At 73.3% G+C, this 16,037-nt stretch carries 16 protein-coding genes; 9 read left to right on the top strand and 7 right to left on the bottom strand.

Annotated elements, in window-relative coordinates; all coding sequences use genetic code 11:
* Window positions 1-36 precede the first annotated feature (36 nt).
* Entirely contained in the window at window positions 37-3,192 is a 3,156-nt protein-coding gene (locus ACQZOG_RS02330) for a sacsin N-terminal ATP-binding-like domain-containing protein (protein WP_430741228.1), read from the bottom strand.
* A 98-nt stretch (window positions 3,193-3,290) separates the two neighbouring features.
* Between ACQZOG_RS02330 and ACQZOG_RS02325 the strand changes: the two genes are divergently transcribed.
* Together ACQZOG_RS02325 and ACQZOG_RS02320 are read left to right on the top strand one after the other, a co-directional pair.
* Window positions 3,291-4,553: an SLC13 family permease gene (locus ACQZOG_RS02325; protein WP_430741227.1), complete on the top strand. Its 1,263-nt coding sequence runs from the start codon at window positions 3,291-3,293 to the stop codon at window positions 4,551-4,553.
* Between the two features lie 378 nt (window positions 4,554-4,931).
* A complete protein-coding gene (locus ACQZOG_RS02320; protein ID WP_037640248.1) occupies window positions 4,932-5,606 on the top strand; it encodes a M23 family metallopeptidase in 675 nt (224 codons plus the stop codon).
* 70 nt (window positions 5,607-5,676) lie between these two features.
* Here the strand turns inward: ACQZOG_RS02320 and ACQZOG_RS02315 are convergent, their stop codons facing one another.
* From ACQZOG_RS02315 to ACQZOG_RS02300, 4 genes are all read right to left on the bottom strand, one after another.
* Entirely contained in the window at window positions 5,677-5,940 is a 264-nt protein-coding gene (locus tag ACQZOG_RS02315; RefSeq protein ID WP_365165249.1) for a helix-turn-helix domain-containing protein, read from the bottom strand.
* A 99-nt stretch (window positions 5,941-6,039) separates the two neighbouring features.
* Window positions 6,040-6,225 (bottom strand): DUF397 domain-containing protein, encoded by a 186-nt coding sequence (locus ACQZOG_RS02310; protein WP_037640249.1) that lies wholly within the window; start codon window positions 6,223-6,225, stop codon window positions 6,040-6,042.
* Window positions 6,222-7,100 carry a helix-turn-helix domain-containing protein gene (locus tag ACQZOG_RS02305; protein WP_051724570.1) on the bottom strand — a complete coding sequence of 293 codons (879 nt, stop codon included), beginning with the start codon at window positions 7,098-7,100 and terminating at the stop codon, window positions 6,222-6,224. The genes ACQZOG_RS02310 and ACQZOG_RS02305 overlap by 4 nt, the downstream gene beginning before the upstream one ends.
* A 119-nt stretch (window positions 7,101-7,219) precedes the next feature.
* Window positions 7,220-7,585, bottom strand: coding sequence for a VOC family protein (locus tag ACQZOG_RS02300; protein WP_033276156.1), 366 nt, complete (start codon window positions 7,583-7,585; stop codon window positions 7,220-7,222).
* A 97-nt stretch (window positions 7,586-7,682) separates the two neighbouring features.
* Between ACQZOG_RS02300 and ACQZOG_RS02295 the strand changes: the two genes are divergently transcribed.
* The 3 genes from ACQZOG_RS02295 (at window position 7,683) to ACQZOG_RS02285 (ending at window position 10,775) form a co-directional block, all read left to right on the top strand.
* Window positions 7,683-8,654 carry a helix-turn-helix transcriptional regulator gene (locus ACQZOG_RS02295; RefSeq protein WP_359672233.1) on the top strand — a complete coding sequence of 324 codons (972 nt, stop codon included), beginning with the start codon at window positions 7,683-7,685 and terminating at the stop codon, window positions 8,652-8,654.
* 263 nt (window positions 8,655-8,917) lie between these two features.
* A complete protein-coding gene (locus ACQZOG_RS02290; RefSeq protein WP_193467637.1) occupies window positions 8,918-9,790 on the top strand; it encodes a helix-turn-helix domain-containing protein in 873 nt (290 codons plus the stop codon).
* Between the two features lie 16 nt (window positions 9,791-9,806).
* Window positions 9,807-10,775: a hypothetical protein gene (locus tag ACQZOG_RS02285; protein ID WP_430741226.1), complete on the top strand. Its 969-nt coding sequence runs from the start codon at window positions 9,807-9,809 to the stop codon at window positions 10,773-10,775.
* A gap of 120 nt (window positions 10,776-10,895) precedes the next feature.
* On the opposite strand, the gene ACQZOG_RS02280 is transcribed toward ACQZOG_RS02285, so the two are convergent.
* Entirely contained in the window at window positions 10,896-11,171 is a 276-nt protein-coding gene (locus tag ACQZOG_RS02280) for a hypothetical protein (RefSeq protein WP_037640252.1), read from the bottom strand.
* A gap of 34 nt (window positions 11,172-11,205) precedes the next feature.
* A complete protein-coding gene (locus ACQZOG_RS02275; protein ID WP_033276152.1) occupies window positions 11,206-12,132 on the bottom strand; it encodes a DUF3027 domain-containing protein in 927 nt (308 codons plus the stop codon).
* Window positions 12,133-12,484: 352 nt separating this feature from the next.
* On the opposite strand from ACQZOG_RS02275, the gene ACQZOG_RS02270 reads away from it, so the two are divergent.
* The 4 genes from ACQZOG_RS02270 to ACQZOG_RS02255 all read left to right on the top strand — a co-directional run bounded on the left by ACQZOG_RS02270 (window position 12,485) and on the right by ACQZOG_RS02255 (window position 16,020).
* On the top strand, window positions 12,485-13,915 hold the full coding sequence (locus ACQZOG_RS02270) for an MFS transporter (protein ID WP_033276151.1): 1,431 nt from the start codon (window positions 12,485-12,487) through the stop codon (window positions 13,913-13,915).
* Between the two features lie 82 nt (window positions 13,916-13,997).
* Window positions 13,998-14,453 (top strand): hypothetical protein, encoded by a 456-nt coding sequence (locus ACQZOG_RS02265; RefSeq protein ID WP_033276150.1) that lies wholly within the window; start codon window positions 13,998-14,000, stop codon window positions 14,451-14,453.
* Between the two features lie 23 nt (window positions 14,454-14,476).
* Complete coding sequence (locus tag ACQZOG_RS02260) at window positions 14,477-15,166, top strand: futalosine hydrolase (protein ID WP_359569073.1); 690 nt, start codon at window positions 14,477-14,479, stop codon at window positions 15,164-15,166.
* Window positions 15,163-16,020 carry a 1,4-dihydroxy-6-naphthoate synthase gene (locus ACQZOG_RS02255; protein WP_193467634.1) on the top strand — a complete coding sequence of 286 codons (858 nt, stop codon included), beginning with the start codon at window positions 15,163-15,165 and terminating at the stop codon, window positions 16,018-16,020. The genes ACQZOG_RS02260 and ACQZOG_RS02255 overlap by 4 nt, the downstream gene beginning before the upstream one ends.
* Window positions 16,021-16,037 lie beyond the last annotated feature (17 nt).

Here is a 16,037-nt window from a genome sequence, read left to right as displayed (position 1 = left end):
TCGAACGCCGGAGGGGCTGGTCCCAGCCCCTCCGGGTCAGTCGAACCAGCGGTCCCGAGCCAGTTCCTCCGTCCGCGACGGATCCTCCAGCAGCGCCGCCACCTCGAACCGTCGCGGCCACTGCCCCGCCGCCCAGGCGAGGCCCGCGGCCACCCCCTCCAGGGTGGACGCGTGCAGCACCGCGTCGTCGGTGAGGCGCCAGTCGATCTCCACCCCGTCCACGACGAGTTCCTCGTGCTCGACGTAGGACTCCGGGGTCCGCGGGCCCAGCAGGACCCGTACCGGCTCCGGCACCTCGTGCTCCGTGCCCTCGGAGTCCACCCGGCCGGTGACGGACTCGCTGAGGCGGCGTACCTGGAACAGCTCCGCCAGGTCCGCGGCGCGCGCCGGGCGGACCGGGAGCAGGGGGACGCCGGAGGTGAACGGCAGCAGGTCGGGCGAGTCGACGACCACCGCCTCGGAGGCGTCCACCACCTCCACCCGCCCGTCGACGACCGCGCGCAGCTCGTCCGGCAGGGTCACCTGCTCGGGGTCCAGCTCCGCCAGCGCCCCGTACAGCCCGTGCAGCTGCGCCGCCGTGACCGGCCGGTCCGGGTCGGCGAGGCGTTCCAGCAGTTCGGCCGCGCCGCCCGGCTCGTCCAGCAGCGCGGCGACCGACGTGCGCACGCCCAGCGCGCGCAGCACCTGCTCGTCGTCGAAGCCGGTCGCGTCGGCCTCGTCGTACAGGCCGCGCAGCAGCGGGTCGCCGCCCGCCGCGCGCAGTCCGGCCGGGCGGCGCCCGCCGAGCACGGGGTGGCCGCGCAGCCACCAGGCGGTGTACGGCCGTACGGTCTCGTGGGTGCCGTCGTGCAGCAGGATCCGCACCGGCTCGACCAGCGCGTCCCGCAGCGGGGGCCGGGAGAGCAGCGCGAGCGCCTGCGGCCAGCGGTCGTCGTCCACCAGGTCCAGGTCGCGCACGGCGACGATCTCGGTGGCGACGGGCGGGACGGGCGCGTCGGGGAAGCGGTCGAGGATGTCTTCGGCCCACACGTCGACGGCGTCCAGCAGCCCGGGGTCGTCCGGCTCGGCGTAGTCGCTCTCGCGCGGCTCCAGCTCGTCCGGGTCGAGGACGACGTCGGTGGCCCGCACCAGAGCGAAGTCGACGAGCACTCCGCACGCGGCCAGCGGCTGCTCGCCCCACTTCCCGGCCAGGTCCGCGTCCACGGCGGCCAGCTCGCCCTCGCGCATGACCCGGGCGAAGGGACCGTCGGGGTGGACGAGTTCGCAGGCCGGGGAGAGTTCGCCGTCCTCGTCGGGCAGGGCGAGCGCGCCCAGCCAGGGCTCGTCGCCGGGCTCCAGGCCCGCGTCCCGCACCAGCGTCAGGACGACCTCCACGAGTTCGTCGGCGTCGAGGGTGTCCTCCTCCCAGTTCACCCCGCCCTCGTCGTCGAGGGACGCGGCGACGGCGGCCCGGACCTGCGGGGTGGTGAGCACGGCGCGCGGGGTCGCGGGCAGCGCGCCCAGCTTCTCCAGGAGCGGGTGCGCGGCGTCCGGGTGGGCGACCTTCAGGCCGAGCCGGGCGAGCAGCTCGGCGTCGAGGGTCGCGTCCGGGGTGGGCAGCAGCACCTGCCGGGGGCCGATCGTCGTGCGCCCTCCCCCAGAGCCGAAAGCCTGGGAGGTACCCCCAGCGAGCGGCACGGGAAGTCCGCTGAGCCGGTCGGGGTCGACGCCGGCGAGGCTGTCGTAGAGCCGCCGCCACCAGTCGGGGGACTTCTCCAGACCCGCGAGCCGGTCGACCGCGTCGGTCAGCGGCACCCGCGCGACCCCGAGGGTGCGCAGCTCGGCGCGCCGTTCCAGACCGGTGGGCAGCAGCGTGGGCAGGACCTCCGCCAGCACCCGTACGGTGTCGGCGCCCGCGCCCTCGACGACTTCGGCGTCGCGCGGACGCAGCGCCTCGGGCAGCCCGGAGTCGTCGTCGGCCACGGGCGCGGCGGCGGGCGGCAGGAAGGCGGTGCGCGGCAGCCGCTCCAGGATCGCCGCGCGCAGGGCGCCGTCCAGCTCGCCCTTCCCGAGCGGGCCGGGCACGAGGTCGATGGCGCCGGCGGTCACCGGACGCCAGTCGGCGAGGAGCCCGGCGTAGGCGTCGGCGGCGCGCTGCACGAGGAAGTCGGTGAGCGGTCCTGGCGCGGCGTGCCGGCGGGTGGAGTCCAGCGGCAGGGAGGCGATGAGCAGGGCGGGGACGCCGAGCGGCTCGTCGCTGGGGGTGGGCGCGTGCACGACGGGGGCGGTGCGCGGCCGGGCGGGGCCGCCGTCGGGGCCGACGGGGACGGCCCAGGTGACCGACCAGTGCGGGCGCAGCCGCTCCTCGACGGGGCGGTCGGCGAGCAGCTCGGGGGTGAGGGCGCCGTGCGCGGCGGCGGTGCGCCAGCGGGTGACGCCGTCGCGGGAGTCGGTGACCACGGTCAGGTCGCCGTCGGTGCTCCGGCTCAGCGTGCGTGGCGTGTCGTCGCCGGTCTCGACGACGACCTCCTCCAGGCCGGGCAGGGCGAGCAGCAGCGCGTCGTCCACGGCGTGCAGCAGCCGCTCGGCGAGGTCGGCGGCCGCGGTGTCGCGCAGCGGCAGGATGACGGCCGTGTCGTACGGGTCGGGCGCGGTGCCCTCGGCGGCGAAGGGCAGCCGCAGCAGCGGTACGTGCCCGTCGCGGCGGCGGATCTCGTCGCCGAGGCCGGGGCTGTGCCGGGCGGTGTCCCGCGCGAGGTCCCGCGCCTCGGCGAGCGACCAGCGCACCCCGCCGTGCCGGCCGACGACGGCGGGCTCGTCGGTGACGGCGAGCACGGCGGCGAAGCCGACGCCGAACCGTCCGACGGCCCGGTCGGGGGCGTCCCGCTTGGCGGAGGCGCGCAGCGTGGACAGCGACTCGACGCCGGCCGCGTCCAGGGGGGCGCCGGTGTTCGCGGCGACGAGGACCCCGTCGCGGAGGGTGAGCCGGAGGCGGCCGGGCACGCCGGCCCGGGCGGCGGCGTCGGCGGCGTTCTGCGCGAGCTCGACGACGAGCCGGTCCCGGTAGCCGCCGAGGACGAGGTCCTCCTCGGCGTTGGCGTCCTCGCGGAACCGGGCGGGACTGGTGGCCCAGGCGTCCAGGACCCCGCGCCGCAGACGCGCCGTACCGAACGGGTCGGCACCCTCGGCGGCGGGCCGCACGAACTTGCTCACGTTGACTCTCCTCATCGGGCCCTGATCTGCGTGAGGTCGAAGGTACCGCTCCGCGACACCACGGGGACGCGGTGTCCGGGACGCCGCCCACCGCGTGGATGATCAGCACTGTGCTGCTCGAATCGCTCTCCGTCGCCGCGCTGGCCGTGGTGCTGGTGTGTGCCGTCGTCCGTCCCTTCCGCTGGCCGGAGGCGGCGTTCGCGGTGCCCGCCGCCGGGGTGGTGGTCGCGACGGGCGCGATCACCACGGACGCCGTGCGGGAGGAGGCGGAGCGGCTCGGCCCGGTGATCGGTTTCCTCGCCGCCGTCCTGGTGCTGGCCAAGCTGTGCGACGAGGAGGGCCTCTTCCACGCGTGCGGGACCTGGATGGCCCGCTGGTCCCGGCACCGCCCGCGCCGGCTGCTGGGCGCGGTGTTCGCGCTGGCCTCGCTGATCACGGCGGTGCTCAGCCTGGACGCGACGGTGGTGCTGCTGACGCCGGTCGTGTTCGCCACCGCGACCCGCATGGGCGCCCGCCCCGCCCCGCACGTGTACGCGGGCGCGCACCTGTCGAACACGGCGTCCCTGCTGCTGCCGGTGTCGAACCTGACGAACCTGCTCGCGTTCACCGCCACCGGCCTGACCTTCACCCGCTTCGCGCTGCTGATGCTGCTGCCGTGGCTGGCGGCGATCGCCGTGGAGTACGTCGTCTTCCGCCGCTTCTTCGCCACCGACCTCACGGCGGGGCCGACCGCGCCGGACACGGCGGACGGGCCGGTGGAGGTGCCGCTGTTCGCGCTGGTCACGGTGGGGGCGACGCTCGCCGGGTTCGTGGTGGCGTCCGCCGTCGGGATCGACCCCGCGTGGGCGGCGGCTGCGGGGGCGGGCGTGATGGCGGTACGGGCCCTGACCCGCCGCCGCACCAGCGTCGTACGGCTGCTGCGCGCCGTGGACCTGCCGTTCCTGGCGTTCGTACTGGCGCTGGGCGTGGTGGTGCGGGCGGTGCTGGACCAGGGGCTGGGCGACGCTCTGGACGCGGTCCTGCCCGACGGCACGGGGCTGCTGTCCCTGCTGGCGGTCGCGGCGCTGGCGGCCCTGCTGGCCAACCTGATCAACAATCTGCCCGCCGTGCTCGCCCTGGTCCCGCTGGCCGCGCCGTCCGGTCCCGGCGTGGTCCTCGCGGTCCTGCTCGGCGTGAACATCGGCCCGAACCTCACCTACGCGGGTTCCCTCGCCACCCTGCTGTGGCGCCGCATCGTGCACCACCACGCCCACGAGGTGAGCCTCGTGCGCTTCACCCTGCTCGGGCTGGCGACGGTCCCGGCGGCGCTCGTGGCGTCCACGGTCGCCCTCTGGCTGTCGCTGGAACTGTTCGGCACGTGAGTACGGGCCTTGCATCACCTGCGGCCCGTGCGGCTCCTGCGGCCCCGAATGCGGAGACCCACGCCACATTCACGTAGGGCCCTCGGTGACATGCTCCACAGGGCCCGACGGGTGTACTACCCGGAATAGTGAAGAAATGCCCGATTTGAAATCGGACATAAAGGGCGCAAGCCTGATCGATCGGCTTGAAATGGGGGTTTTGCCCCCTCTGGGGGGCTCCGTCAAGAGACGTGCATCTCATGCCCTATGTACGACGTTTCGTCGTAGGTCACACCTTTGCGGCATTTGGCCGGGGGCGGTTACCAAGGAACAGCCATCACGGCACGGACCCCGTTCCGCCGATGGCGTCCCCCAAGTCCCCACCCCCATGAGGTTTCGATGTTCGAGCGCGTCACGTCCCGTTTCCCCCGTATGACCGTCACCCGCACCCGCGCCGCCGTCATGGCAGCCGGTCTGGGCTCCACGGCCGTCCTGGGAGCCGGGGTCGCGGTCGCCGCCTCCGGCAACTCCGCCGCGTCCGGCACCGCCACGTCGGTCCAGGCGCAGGCCGCCGCACAGGCCGAGGCCGCGAAGACGCAGGCCGTGAAGTCCTCCGCGGTGAAGAAGGCGACCGAGGCCGCCAAGAAGTCCCCCGCGTCCTGGGTCTCCCCGGTCAAGAGCTACAAGCTGTCCGCGAGCTTCGCGCAGAACGGCGGCATGTGGGCCTCCAAGCACTCCGGCCAGGACTACGCGGTCCCGACCGGTACCCCGGTCGTCGCCGCGCACGGCGGCACGGTCGTGAAGGCCGGCGGCAACGGCGCCGGTGACGGCCCCGCGTACGGCAACGCCATCGTGATCAAGCACGGCAACAAGACGTACTCCCAGTACGCCCACCTGTCGTCCCTGAACGTGAAGGTCGGCCAGGTCGTGAAGACCGGCCAGAAGATCGCCTCGTCCGGCAGCACCGGCAACTCCAGCGGTCCCCACCTGCACTTCGAGATCCGCACCACCCCGAACTACGGCTCCGCCGTCAACCCGGCGACGTTCCTGCGCAACCACGGCGTCAGCCTCTGACACCGGGCCCCGCACACCGTGACCCCCGAGACGGCCCCAGGCCGCCTCGGGGGTCCGTCGTTGCGCCGGATCAGGCCGCGTATCCCTCGAACCGGAACTCGGGACTGCTGCGGGGGTCGATGCGGGCTCCCGCTTCCAGAGCTGTGGCCAGTCGTTCGATCAGCTCCAGCGTGGGCTCGACACTGCTCTCCTCGATGGCCTCGACGTCCTCCTCGGAGAGCTTGGCACGCCGGGCGAGTTCCGTAGTGGACCAGCCGAGGGCGGAACGGCAGCGCGGGACCGTCTGTGGCCAGCCGGTCCACGAAACGTTCGGCTGCCCGGTACTCCGGCCGATCGGCCGCCCCGAGGCCGGAACCCACGCAGGTTCACGCCATCGTGTGCCGGTCAGCTGGTCCGCCTGCTCATCGAGTAGCAGGCGAACCAGTCACTGCGTTCAGCCTTCGGACGCGAACGATACGAAGGACGCCCACGCGTCCGGGGCGAAGGTCAGCCTGGGGCCGGTGGTGTCCTTGGAGTCCCGGACGTGGACGGTCTGGGCGGTGAGGGCGAGTTCGACGCAGGAGTTGCCGTCGTTGCCGCTGCTGTAGCTGCTCTTGAACCAGTTGAGCTGGCTGCTCATGTTTCTCCCAGCAGTTGTCCGATGAAGGTCAGCGTTTCGCGCGGAGAGAGCGCTTGGGCTCGGATGGTTGCATACCGCAGTTCGAGAACACGCAGGTGTTTCAGCTCAGTTGTCGGCCGACCGCAGAATGCGCCGTCGGAACGGCCCACCGCCGTCCCGTCCGCGAACTTCAGCAGTTCGATCCTGCCGTCCATCCCGGAGTGGGACTCACAGTCCAACGGCATGACCTGAAGCATCACGTTGTGCAGGCGTGCCACCTCCAACAGCCGCTCCAACTGCCGTCGTTGCACCATTCTGCCGCCGATGGGGCGCCTCAGCGCCGCCTCTTCGAGGACGAAGCTGAGCGCGGGCGCGGGCGAGCGGCCGAAGACCGACGCCCGGGCGACGCGCGCCGCGACCATACGCTCGACCTCGTCCGGCGAGTAGGGCGGCTGCATGGCCTCGAACAGGGCTTTCGCGTGCTCGGGCGTCTGCAGCAGACCGTGGATGCTGTGGCTCTCGTAGATGCCGATCTCCACAGCCTGCGCCTCAAGCTTCGCCAGCGCACGCACCTTCTTCGGATAGCGGACCTTCTTGACGTCCTCCCACGCCGCTGACAGCAGGCCCCCGGCCTCCAGCAGCTCGTCCGCCCGGTCCAGGAACTCCTGGCGGGGAATCCGCTTCCCGCTCTCAATCTTGTAGATCATGTCCTCGCCGTAGCCGACGGCCCGCCCGAAGTCGGGCACCCTCAACCCCATCGCCTCGCGGCGCAGCTTGATCTGCCGGCCCACGGTGGTGATGACCGCGACGCCCCACTCGTCGTCGGGGTCCACCTCCCAGCCGGACTCGTCCGTACCCTCGTCGGCCCGACCCGGCCCCGCCTCCACCGCCGTCATCCCGCACCTCTCCCTCGGATCCGTCCAGGACGCCCCCGGCGCCCCACCCGCACCAACGGCGGGTACGGCGCCGACGGCTACGGACAGCCTCCGGACAGTGACCGGACACACACGCCGTGTCAGCGCGTGAAGAAGTTGACGAGGTTGCCGTCGGGGTCTCGGAAGAGCAGGGAGCGGTTGCCCCACGGCATGGTGGCGGGTCCGTTGACGACGTCGGTGAGGGCGTCGCCCAGCTCCTTGTGGACGCGGTCCACGTCGTCGACGTGGAACTCGACGATCGCGCTGTGGTTGGCCGCCGGGCGGGCGGAGCCGGGGGCGAACATCGGGACGGTGGCGGTGCCGGCGATCGCGAGCGTGGCGCCGTCGGTCCGCAGCTCGGCGAAGTGCTCGGTGGCCCAGGTCGCGGGCACGCCGAGGACGCGCTCGTAGAAGGCGACGAGGCGGGCCACGTCGGCGGTGATGATGCGGACGGATGCGAACTGCATGGGGTGACTCCTCGGCCGTACGACGATGACGTGCACGGCCGACGGTAGGAGCGATACCGGACAGAACCCGCCCGGTATCGGAACTAACGTGGTCCTCATGCCTCGACCCGCCGCCCGCGTGCTGACCCTGCTGGACCTGTTGCAGTCCGGCGGGACGCGGACCGTGGCGGAACTCGCCGAACGGCTCGGCGTGGACGGGCGGACCGTGCGACGGTACGTGGACCAGCTGATCGACCTGGACGTGCCGGTGGAGTCGGTGCGCGGGCGCTACGGGGGGTACCGGCTGGGGCCGGGTTACCGCGTGCCGCCGCTGATGTTCGGCGACGAGGAGGCGCTGGCGGTGCTGCTCGGGCTGGTCGCCGGGCGGAGGGCGGGCCTGACGACGGCCCAGCGCACGGCGAACGAGACGGCCGCGGCGAAGATCCGGCGCGTGCTGCCCCGGCACCTGGCGGGCCGGCTGGACGCCCTGCTGGAGTCGCTGTCCTTCACGGAGCGGGCCGGGGAGTTCGCGAGCCCGGACGCGGAGGTGCTGCTGACCCTGGCCGACGCGGTGCGCCACCGCCGGCCCGTCGCCGTCCGCTACACCGACCGCGAGGAGCGCCGCAGCGACCGCACCCTGCATCCGTACGGGATCGTGGCGCACGCGGGCCGGTGGTACGTCACCGGCAGGGACGCGGACCGCGACGAGGACCGCACACTGCGGCTGGACCGCATCGCGGACGCGCGGGTGCTCCCCGGCTCTTTCGCGGCGCCGGAGGGACCGGATCCGGCGGATCGTGTGGTGACGGGCTTCGCGACGGCCCCGTACCGGTACGAGGTGACCCTGCGCGTGCGGGCGACGCCCGAACACATCCGCGCCCACCTGCCCGCGACGGTCGCGACCCTGGAGGAACACGAGCCGGGATGGCAGCAGGTGGAGATCCGCGCGGAACACCTGGACTGGCTCCCACCCGTCCTGGCCGCCCTCGACCGCCCCTTCGCCATCGACGGCCCACCCGAACTCCGCACCCTGACCCACGACTTCGCCGCGCGCCTCGCCATGCACGCGGACCGGCCCGGCCGGCGCTGAGGCACCGGAACCCGGGACTTGATGCTCCGGCGCCGTCGGCGCCTACCCCTCAAGAACCTGAGGGAAATCACCCCACCAAGCCCCACCCCTCCCGCCCACGGCCCGTGATCACTCGGGCGAGTGAACATCCGCCGCTCGGCTGGCTTTTCGAGTCCTCCGCACCTCTACGCTCAGCGCAGCACAACCGAAAAAGACTTCGGCCCCCGCCGGGACGGCAATCCCAGTGCGAGGGCCTGACCACCAAGGAAGCAGAGACCTTCCCGATGGATACGCAAAACCCTAGCGCGCCCTCGCACGCCCAGTCAGGCGTCGTCGGCAATCCGACCCGATCGCGTCACCACACCGGCGGTGTCATCCACGAGAACACCCGCCACACCGAACGCTTCGTGGTGATCGGCAACCACCTCACCCAGCACAAGGAGCTCTCGCTCCTCGCGATCGGCCTCGGCTGCCACATCCAGTCGCTCCCCACCGGCGCCCCCGCGGACATCAAGAGCCTCGCCTCCCGCTTCAAGGAAGGCACCACCCGCATCGCCGCCGCCCTGCGGGAGCTGGAGACCCACGGCTACCTCCGCCGCGAACGCGTCCGCACCGCCACCGGCCGGATCGTCACCCGCACCATCTCCTGCAACCAGCCCGGCCACCGCCGCCGCCCGGCCGAGACCGACTGCACCGCGCCGCCCCGGACCGCGCACCGGCCCGAGCCCCGCCCCCGCAAAGCCCTCCCCGCCGTCCCCCAGCCCACCCAGGCCGCCGCCGTCGCCCTCCATCAGCAGGCCACCGACCTCCTCACCGCCCTCCGCCGCCACGACCCCCGCCTGCTGCTCTCCGCCACCGACACGGAGCACCTCGCCCCCGGCGTCATCGCCTGGCTCGAACGCGAGGTGACCCCCACCACCGTCCGCCACGCCCTCACGGCCGACCTCCCGGCCGACGCCCTCCGCCGCCCGGCAGCCCTCCTCGCCCACCGCCTCACCGCCCAGCTGCCACCCCCACCCCCGTACCGCGCCCCGGCCGCCCCGCCTCCCGTCCGCCACGCCCTCCGCTCCTGCGACGGCTGCGACCGCGCCTTCCGCGCCCCGCAGACGGAAACCCACTGCCGCGACTGCCGGACGGCAGCCGCCGTCAACCCCTGACGCCACAAGGAAACCCATGGTCAGCCCGCCCCACGAGGCGATGCACCGCATCTTCCAGCACGACCCCGGCCTCTTCAGCCGCGTTTCACGCTTTCTCGGAGTCGACATCCCCGCCCCGGTGAAGGCGACCGCTTTGCCGACCGACCTGACGGAGGCCAACCCCGTCGAACGACGGGTCGACACGCTCCTCCGGCTGGAAACCGCCGATCAGGGCTCGTATCTCCTGGCCGTCGAGGCACAGGGCAAGAAGCACCCGGACAAGCCGGCGAGCTGGGCCTACTACACCGCGTACCTGTGGACGAAGTACCGGCTGCCCACGGCTCTTCTGGTCGTTTGCCAGGATCACACCACGGCCACATGGGCCCAGCAGCCGGTGAGCTGCGGACCACCGCAGCTGCCCACCCTCACCGTGCAGCCGTTGGTCGCCGGACCGCACAACATGCCCGTCATCACCGACCCGGAAGAAGCCCGCGCCGACCTGGTCCTGGCCAGTCTGGCGGCCATCACACACGCTGCCGAACCGGACGTCGATGCGATACTGAAGGCCCTGTCCACAGCGCTTCGGGACGCTCCCGAAGACGTCGCAAAGCCCCTCGTCGAATTCACCGCACAGGGCCTGGCCAAGCGCCCGGCCAAGAACCTCTGGAGGAATCTGGTGGCCGTGGACCTCTCCTTCTACAAGTCCTACCTCGCCGAAGAAGTGCGTGACGAAGTACGTGCCGCAGTGCGCGACGAAGTACGGAATGAAGTGCGCGACGAGGTGCGCGACGAAGTACGCGACGAAGTACGCGGTGAGGTGCGCGACGAAGCGCGCGCCGAGAGCCGGGCCGAGGACATCCTGCTCATCCTCGAGCAGCGTGGCCTCGGCATCTCCGAGGACGTCCGCAGCCGCATCACGCACTGCACCGACCCTGAACTCCTCCGCCACTGGCTCGCCCGCGCCGTCACCGTCCCGAAGGCCGAAGAGGTCTTCGAGGACGCGTGAAGGAACTCGTTCCCCGTCCCGACCTCGCCGCCCGTCGTGCCCGCGCCAGGAGCAACCTGGAACACGAGAGCGCGGCGACCGCAGGCGGTACGCGCGTGACCCTGCTCCACCGGTGACGCGCTAACCGCGGTCCGGGAAACGCGACACGCAGACCAGGAGGGTCCCGGGCAGGAACAGGCAGGCGCCGATGGTGAGGAGGTACACCAACGCGTCACCCACCGGGGTGAAGGTGAGCACGCCGGTGAAGCAGAGCAGGCCGCTCCCGGTGAACACGAGGCCCAGCCCATGCGGCACGGGCCGCAGGACACCGGCCCGCTCCCAGGGATGGATCCACCCGGTGCGCAGCCCGGCGACCCCACCCCACACCAGGGCCAGGGAGAAGGAGGCGAAGGCCACCGACGCAACCCACCTCACCACGCTGCCGGTGTCCTCAGGAATGCCCCAGCTCCGCCGACGACGCGTCCTCCGTGGCCGGGACCGAGCCCGAGTCCGGGGACGGGCGGAGAGGGAAGGGGTCGACGCGGGTCTCGTCGATGACCGGCGGGGCCGGCTGCGGGGGCTTCGGCATGACCGCGGCCTCCGAGTGGCCGCCGCAGCCGTAGGCGAGGGAGACGACCCGGCCGTCGGCCGGGGAGAACTCGTTGGCGCACACCCCGAACGCCTGGCCCAGCGAGCCGCCGATCGGGGCGAGGAAGCCGCAGGACATGCAGGAGGCGGGGGCCGCCTGCGCCATCGGGGTCTTCGCGCCGAACGCCTCCTCCCAGCGGTCGGCCGCGGCGTGCAGGCCGTAGCGGGAGAGGACCCGGGCGCGGCGCATGCCCAGTTCCTCGGCGAGCGCCGCGATCGAGCCGCGGGACGGGGTGACGGTCTGCTCGGCGGGGCTGCCGCCGGTGACCTCGGCGTCCTCGGTGTCCGCGAGGTCCGCCAGGTCCTCGGTGAGCGCCGAGTTCGGCGGCGGCTCCTCCGCACCGGTGTAGCCGGGCTCCAGGCGCAGGTCGTCCGCCTCGGTGGGCAGCAGGTCGCCGGGGCCCATGTCGCCGGGGCGCAGCCGCTCGCTCCACGGCACCCACTCGGGTGCCAGGACGGCGTCGGGGCCGGGCAGCAGGACGACCTCGTCCACCGTGACGATCTTGGCGCGGGAGGCGCGGGCGACGGTGACGGCCCAGCGCCAGCCGCGGTAGCCGAGCTCACGGCACCCGAAGAAGTGCGTGACGACGCGGTCGCCCTCGGAGACCATCCCCTCGTGCTCGCCCACGACCCCGGGCGCGGCGGCCTCCTCGGCTGCGGCGCGGGCGAGGTCGACGGCCTCGGCGCACAGGCGGTCGGGGGTGCGGCTTCGCGTTGTCGCTGCGCTCACAGGTATCGCTTCTCTCCTACGCCGTCTCACGAGTGCGCCATCCCAGCGCGGGGGGCGGACGGAGCGGACCGGGGGACCGCGTCGACGTCCGCGCCGCATCGTGCTCGGGCGCGCCCACCATCCATTCTGCGGGATGGCTGAGATACGCACGCTACCTGCTCGCGTGCGCTGGGCCTACACCGACGGTTGTTACGGAACGGCGCGCGCCGGTTTGTCGGGCGCCGGCGGGCGGCGGAGGACGGCCGCGGAGCCTCCGCCCGCTGCCCGGCGCGTTCGGCCGTACAGTGGCACCGAAGGCCCCGTCCCCGGTGTTACGGCACTACGCACCGCCATCTCGGGGCACTATGACGTCGTGGCTACCGCGAGGACACCCCAGGGCGCCACCGGTACCGGTGGGCCGGCGGGGGGCAAGGGACGCGGCCGGCGCCTCGGTTCGGTCCGAGCGGACGGCCGTCTTCGTGCGTTCGGCCGGGCGCTGCGCTTCCCGGTGACCGGAACCGCTCGCGGCATCCGCAAGGTGACCCACGCGCACGGCGCGGGCGAGTCCGGCCTCGGCAAGCTGATCGAACTGCACGGGGTGAACGGCGCGGGCGACGTGATGATCACCGTCGCGCTGGCCTCCACCGTGTTCTTCTCCGTCCCCACCGACGAGGCGCGCGGGCGCGTCGCCCTGTACCTGGCCATCACGATGGCGCCGTTCACCCTGCTCGCCCCGGTCGTCGGCCCGCTCCTGGACAAGCTGCCGCACGGCCGGAGGGCCGCCATGGCGGGGGCGATGCTCGCGCGTGCGCTGCTCGCGCTGGTGCTGTCCGGCGCGGTGGTCAGCGGGGGTCTCGAGCTGTATCCGGCGGCGCTGGGCGTCCTGGTGGCGTCCAAGGCGTACGGGGTGGTCAGAAGCGCCGTCGTGCCGCGGCTGCTGCCGCCCGCCTTCTCCCTGGTGAAGGCGAACTCGCGGGTGACCCTCGGCGGGCTGCTCGCCACCGGCATCGCCGCGCCGATCGGCGCGGGGCTCCAGCAGATCGGGCCGCGCTGGCCGCTGTACGGGGCGTTCGCGCTGTTCGTGACGGGCATGCTGCTGTCGTTCCGGCTGCCGCCGAAGGTGGACTCCGCCAAGGGGGAGGCCGTGGCGCTGCTCGCCGCCGACGAGCAGCACCTGCACGGCCCGCACCGCAGGGCGGAGAAGCCGGGGCTGCGCACGGTCGGCCCGGCGGTCACCCACGCGCTGGGCGCCAACGCCTCCATCCGCTGCCTCACCGGCTTCCTCATCTTCTTCCTGGCGTTCCTGCTGCGCGAGCATCCGATGACGGGTCAGAGCGCGGCGGTGTCGCTGGGCATCGTCGGCGTGGCGGCGGGCGCGGGCAACGCGCTGGGCACGGCGGTCGGGGCGGGGCTGCGGTCCCGCGCGCCGGAGATCATCATCGTGACGGTGGTGGCGGTGGTGCTGGGGGCGGCGATCACGGCGGCGGTGTTCTTCGGCGCGGTGCTGGTGGCGTGTCTCGCGGCGGTCGCCGGGTTCGCGCAGGCGCTGGCCAAGCTGTCGCTGGACGCGCTGATCCAGCGGGACGTGCCGGAACAGGTGCGGACGTCCGCGTTCGCCCGGTCGGAGACGCTGCTGCAGATGGCGTGGGTGCTGGGCGGCGCGATCGGCATCGCGATGCCGCTGATCGGCGGTCTGGGGCTCGCGGTGGGCGCCGCGATCGTCGGCGCGGGCTGGCTGACGACGGTCCGCGGACTGCTCCGTTCGGCCCGTCAGGGGCACGCGGGGCGCCCGCGAGTGGCGTAACCGGGGGCCACGCCGTACCCCGCGTGGCGGACGGGGCACACCTGACCGATAGCCTTCCGCCATGACCACGTTGCAATCCGCTGTGCGACGCCGCCGCGCCGTCGCCGCCGCCGGCGCCGTATCCGCCGGACTGCTTCTCCTGTCCGCCTGCGACAAGCCCACGGCGATCTCCACGATCACGGTGGGCAGCGACTCGGTGAGCTCCGAGGCGACCTGCGGCGGCGAGGGCAAGGCCCTCACCACCGAGGCTCTCAACAAGTGCCTCCAGGACAAGGGCATCGACGAGATCAAGGTCGACCCCACGGAGACCGTACGCTTCGGCGTCGACCCGGAGATCGCCGACCACGGCTGGACGATCCTGCTGAACGGCCAGCCGCTCGTCGAGTCGACCAAGAAGACCTACCAGGCCATCCCGGGCAGCGTGTTCTTCAACGCCCAGTACGGCGCCCAGGGCGACTCGACCCTGGTGTCCGTCAAGGAGGGCGAGGACGAGGCCACCGGTCTGTGGTCCTTCCGGCTCAAGAAGGACGAGGACTGATCACGTCCCTCGCACGCGTTCTCGTGGCCACCGCGGTCCCCGCCGAGCGGGACGCGGTGGCCGAGGCGTTCCCGGGGCCGGTGCGGGAGCGGGAGCTGCCCGGCGCGGTCGTCCATGAGACCGCCGGCGGGCCCGCCCTGCTGGCCGCCGGCGTCGGTCCGGCGCTCGCCGCCGCGTCGACGGCCGTCGCGCTGACCGCCGCCGCCCTGGAGGGCCGCCCTTACGGCCTCGTCGTCTGCGCCGGGATCGGCGGCGGCTTCGTTCCGGACGCGCCCCTCGGGTCCCTCGTCGTCGCCGACGCGATCACCGCGGCCGATCTGGGCGCCGAGACGGCCGACGGTTTCCTGCCGGTCACCGAGCTCGGCTTCGGCACCGTCACCCACCACCCGCCCGCGTCCCTCGCCGAGGCGGCCGCCGCCGCGTCCGGCGCGCGCACCGGCACCGTGCTCACGGTGTCCACGGTGACCGGCACCGCCGCCCGCGCGGACGCCCTGCGCGCCCGCCATCCCCGCGCCCTCGCCGAGGGCATGGAGGGCTTCGGCGTCGCCGAGGCCGCCGCCGCGCAGGGCGTGCCCGTCCTGGAGGTGCGGGCGGTCTCGAACCCTGTCGGCCCGCGCGACCGCGCCGCCTGGCGCATCGGCGACGCCCTCGCGGCCCTCACCGAGGGCTTCGGGAAGCTCGCGCCCGTACTGGAGAGTTGGAACACGGCATGACCACCAGTGAGCAGCAGCGGCTGCGCATCGCCTACTCGCCCTGCCCGAACGACACCTTCGTCTTCGACGCCCTCGCCCACGGCCGCGTGCCGGGCGCGCCCGCCCTCGACGTCACCTTCGCCGACATCGACATCACCAACGGCATGGCCGAGCGCGGTGAACTGGACGTGCTGAAGGTGTCGTACGCGGTGCTGCCGTACGTCCTCGACGAGTACGCGCTGCTGCCCTGCGGGGGCGCGCTGGGCCGGGGCTGCGGGCCGCTGGTGCTGACCCGGGAGCCGGGCACGGACCTCACCGGCCGCACGGTCGCGGTGCCGAGCGAGAAGTCGACCGCTTACCTGCTGTTCCGGCTGTGGGCGGCGGACGTCGTCCCCGGGGGCGTGGGCGAGATCGTGGTGATGCCGTTCCACGAGATCATGCCCGCCGTGCGGGACGGGAAGGTCGACGCCGGCCTCGTCATCCACGAGGCGCGCTTCACGTACCAGAACTACGGGCTGCACAAGCTCGCGGACATGGGCGAGCACTGGGAGAACACCACCGGGCTGCCGATCCCGCTCGGCGCGATCCTCGCGCGGCGCGCGCTCGGCGAGGAGACGCTGACCCGGCTCGCGGACTCGGTCCGCGCGTCCGTGCGGGCGGCATGGGACGACCCGGAGACCTCCCGCCCGTACGTGATGGAGCACGCCCAGGAAATGGACCCGGCCGTCGCCGACCAGCACATCGGGCTGTACGTCAACGAGTTCACCGCCGACCTCGGCGAGGACGGCTACGCGGCCGTGCGGGGGCTGCTCACGCGCGCGGCGGCCGAGGGGCTCGTCCCTCCCCTCGGCCCGGACGCGCTGCGGTTCCCGTGACGGGGGTCCGTCCTGTG

The organism is Streptomyces sp. P13-3-3 (assembly GCF_050571355.1).
GTDB lineage: Bacteria > Actinomycetota > Actinomycetes > Streptomycetales > Streptomycetaceae > Streptomyces > Streptomyces althioticus.
Note: the sequence above shows the minus strand (reverse complement) of the source record. Positions and strands in the feature narration are given on the sequence as shown.

Bases quoted from the DNA above. Each gene is read 5' to 3' on its own strand.
- ACQZOG_RS02325 (WP_430741227.1), top strand. From the start codon at position 3,291: ATGATCAGCACTGTGCTGCTCGAATCGCTCTCCGTCGCCGCGCTGGCC.
- ACQZOG_RS02300 (WP_033276156.1), bottom strand. From the start codon at position 7,585: ATGCAGTTCGCATCCGTCCGCATCATCACCGCCGACGTGGCCCGCCTC.
- ACQZOG_RS02295 (WP_359672233.1), top strand. From the start codon at position 7,683: ATGCCTCGACCCGCCGCCCGCGTGCTGACCCTGCTGGACCTGTTGCAG.
- ACQZOG_RS02290 (WP_193467637.1), top strand. From the start codon at position 8,918: ATGGATACGCAAAACCCTAGCGCGCCCTCGCACGCCCAGTCAGGCGTC.
- ACQZOG_RS02305 (WP_051724570.1), bottom strand. From the start codon at position 7,100: ATGACGGCGGTGGAGGCGGGGCCGGGTCGGGCCGACGAGGGTACGGAC.
- ACQZOG_RS02320 (WP_037640248.1), top strand. From the start codon at position 4,932: ATGTTCGAGCGCGTCACGTCCCGTTTCCCCCGTATGACCGTCACCCGC.
- ACQZOG_RS02310 (WP_037640249.1), bottom strand. From the start codon at position 6,225: ATGAGCAGCCAGCTCAACTGGTTCAAGAGCAGCTACAGCAGCGGCAAC.
- ACQZOG_RS02285 (WP_430741226.1), top strand. From the start codon at position 9,807: ATGGTCAGCCCGCCCCACGAGGCGATGCACCGCATCTTCCAGCACGAC.
- ACQZOG_RS02255 (WP_193467634.1), top strand. From the start codon at position 15,163: ATGACCACCAGTGAGCAGCAGCGGCTGCGCATCGCCTACTCGCCCTGC.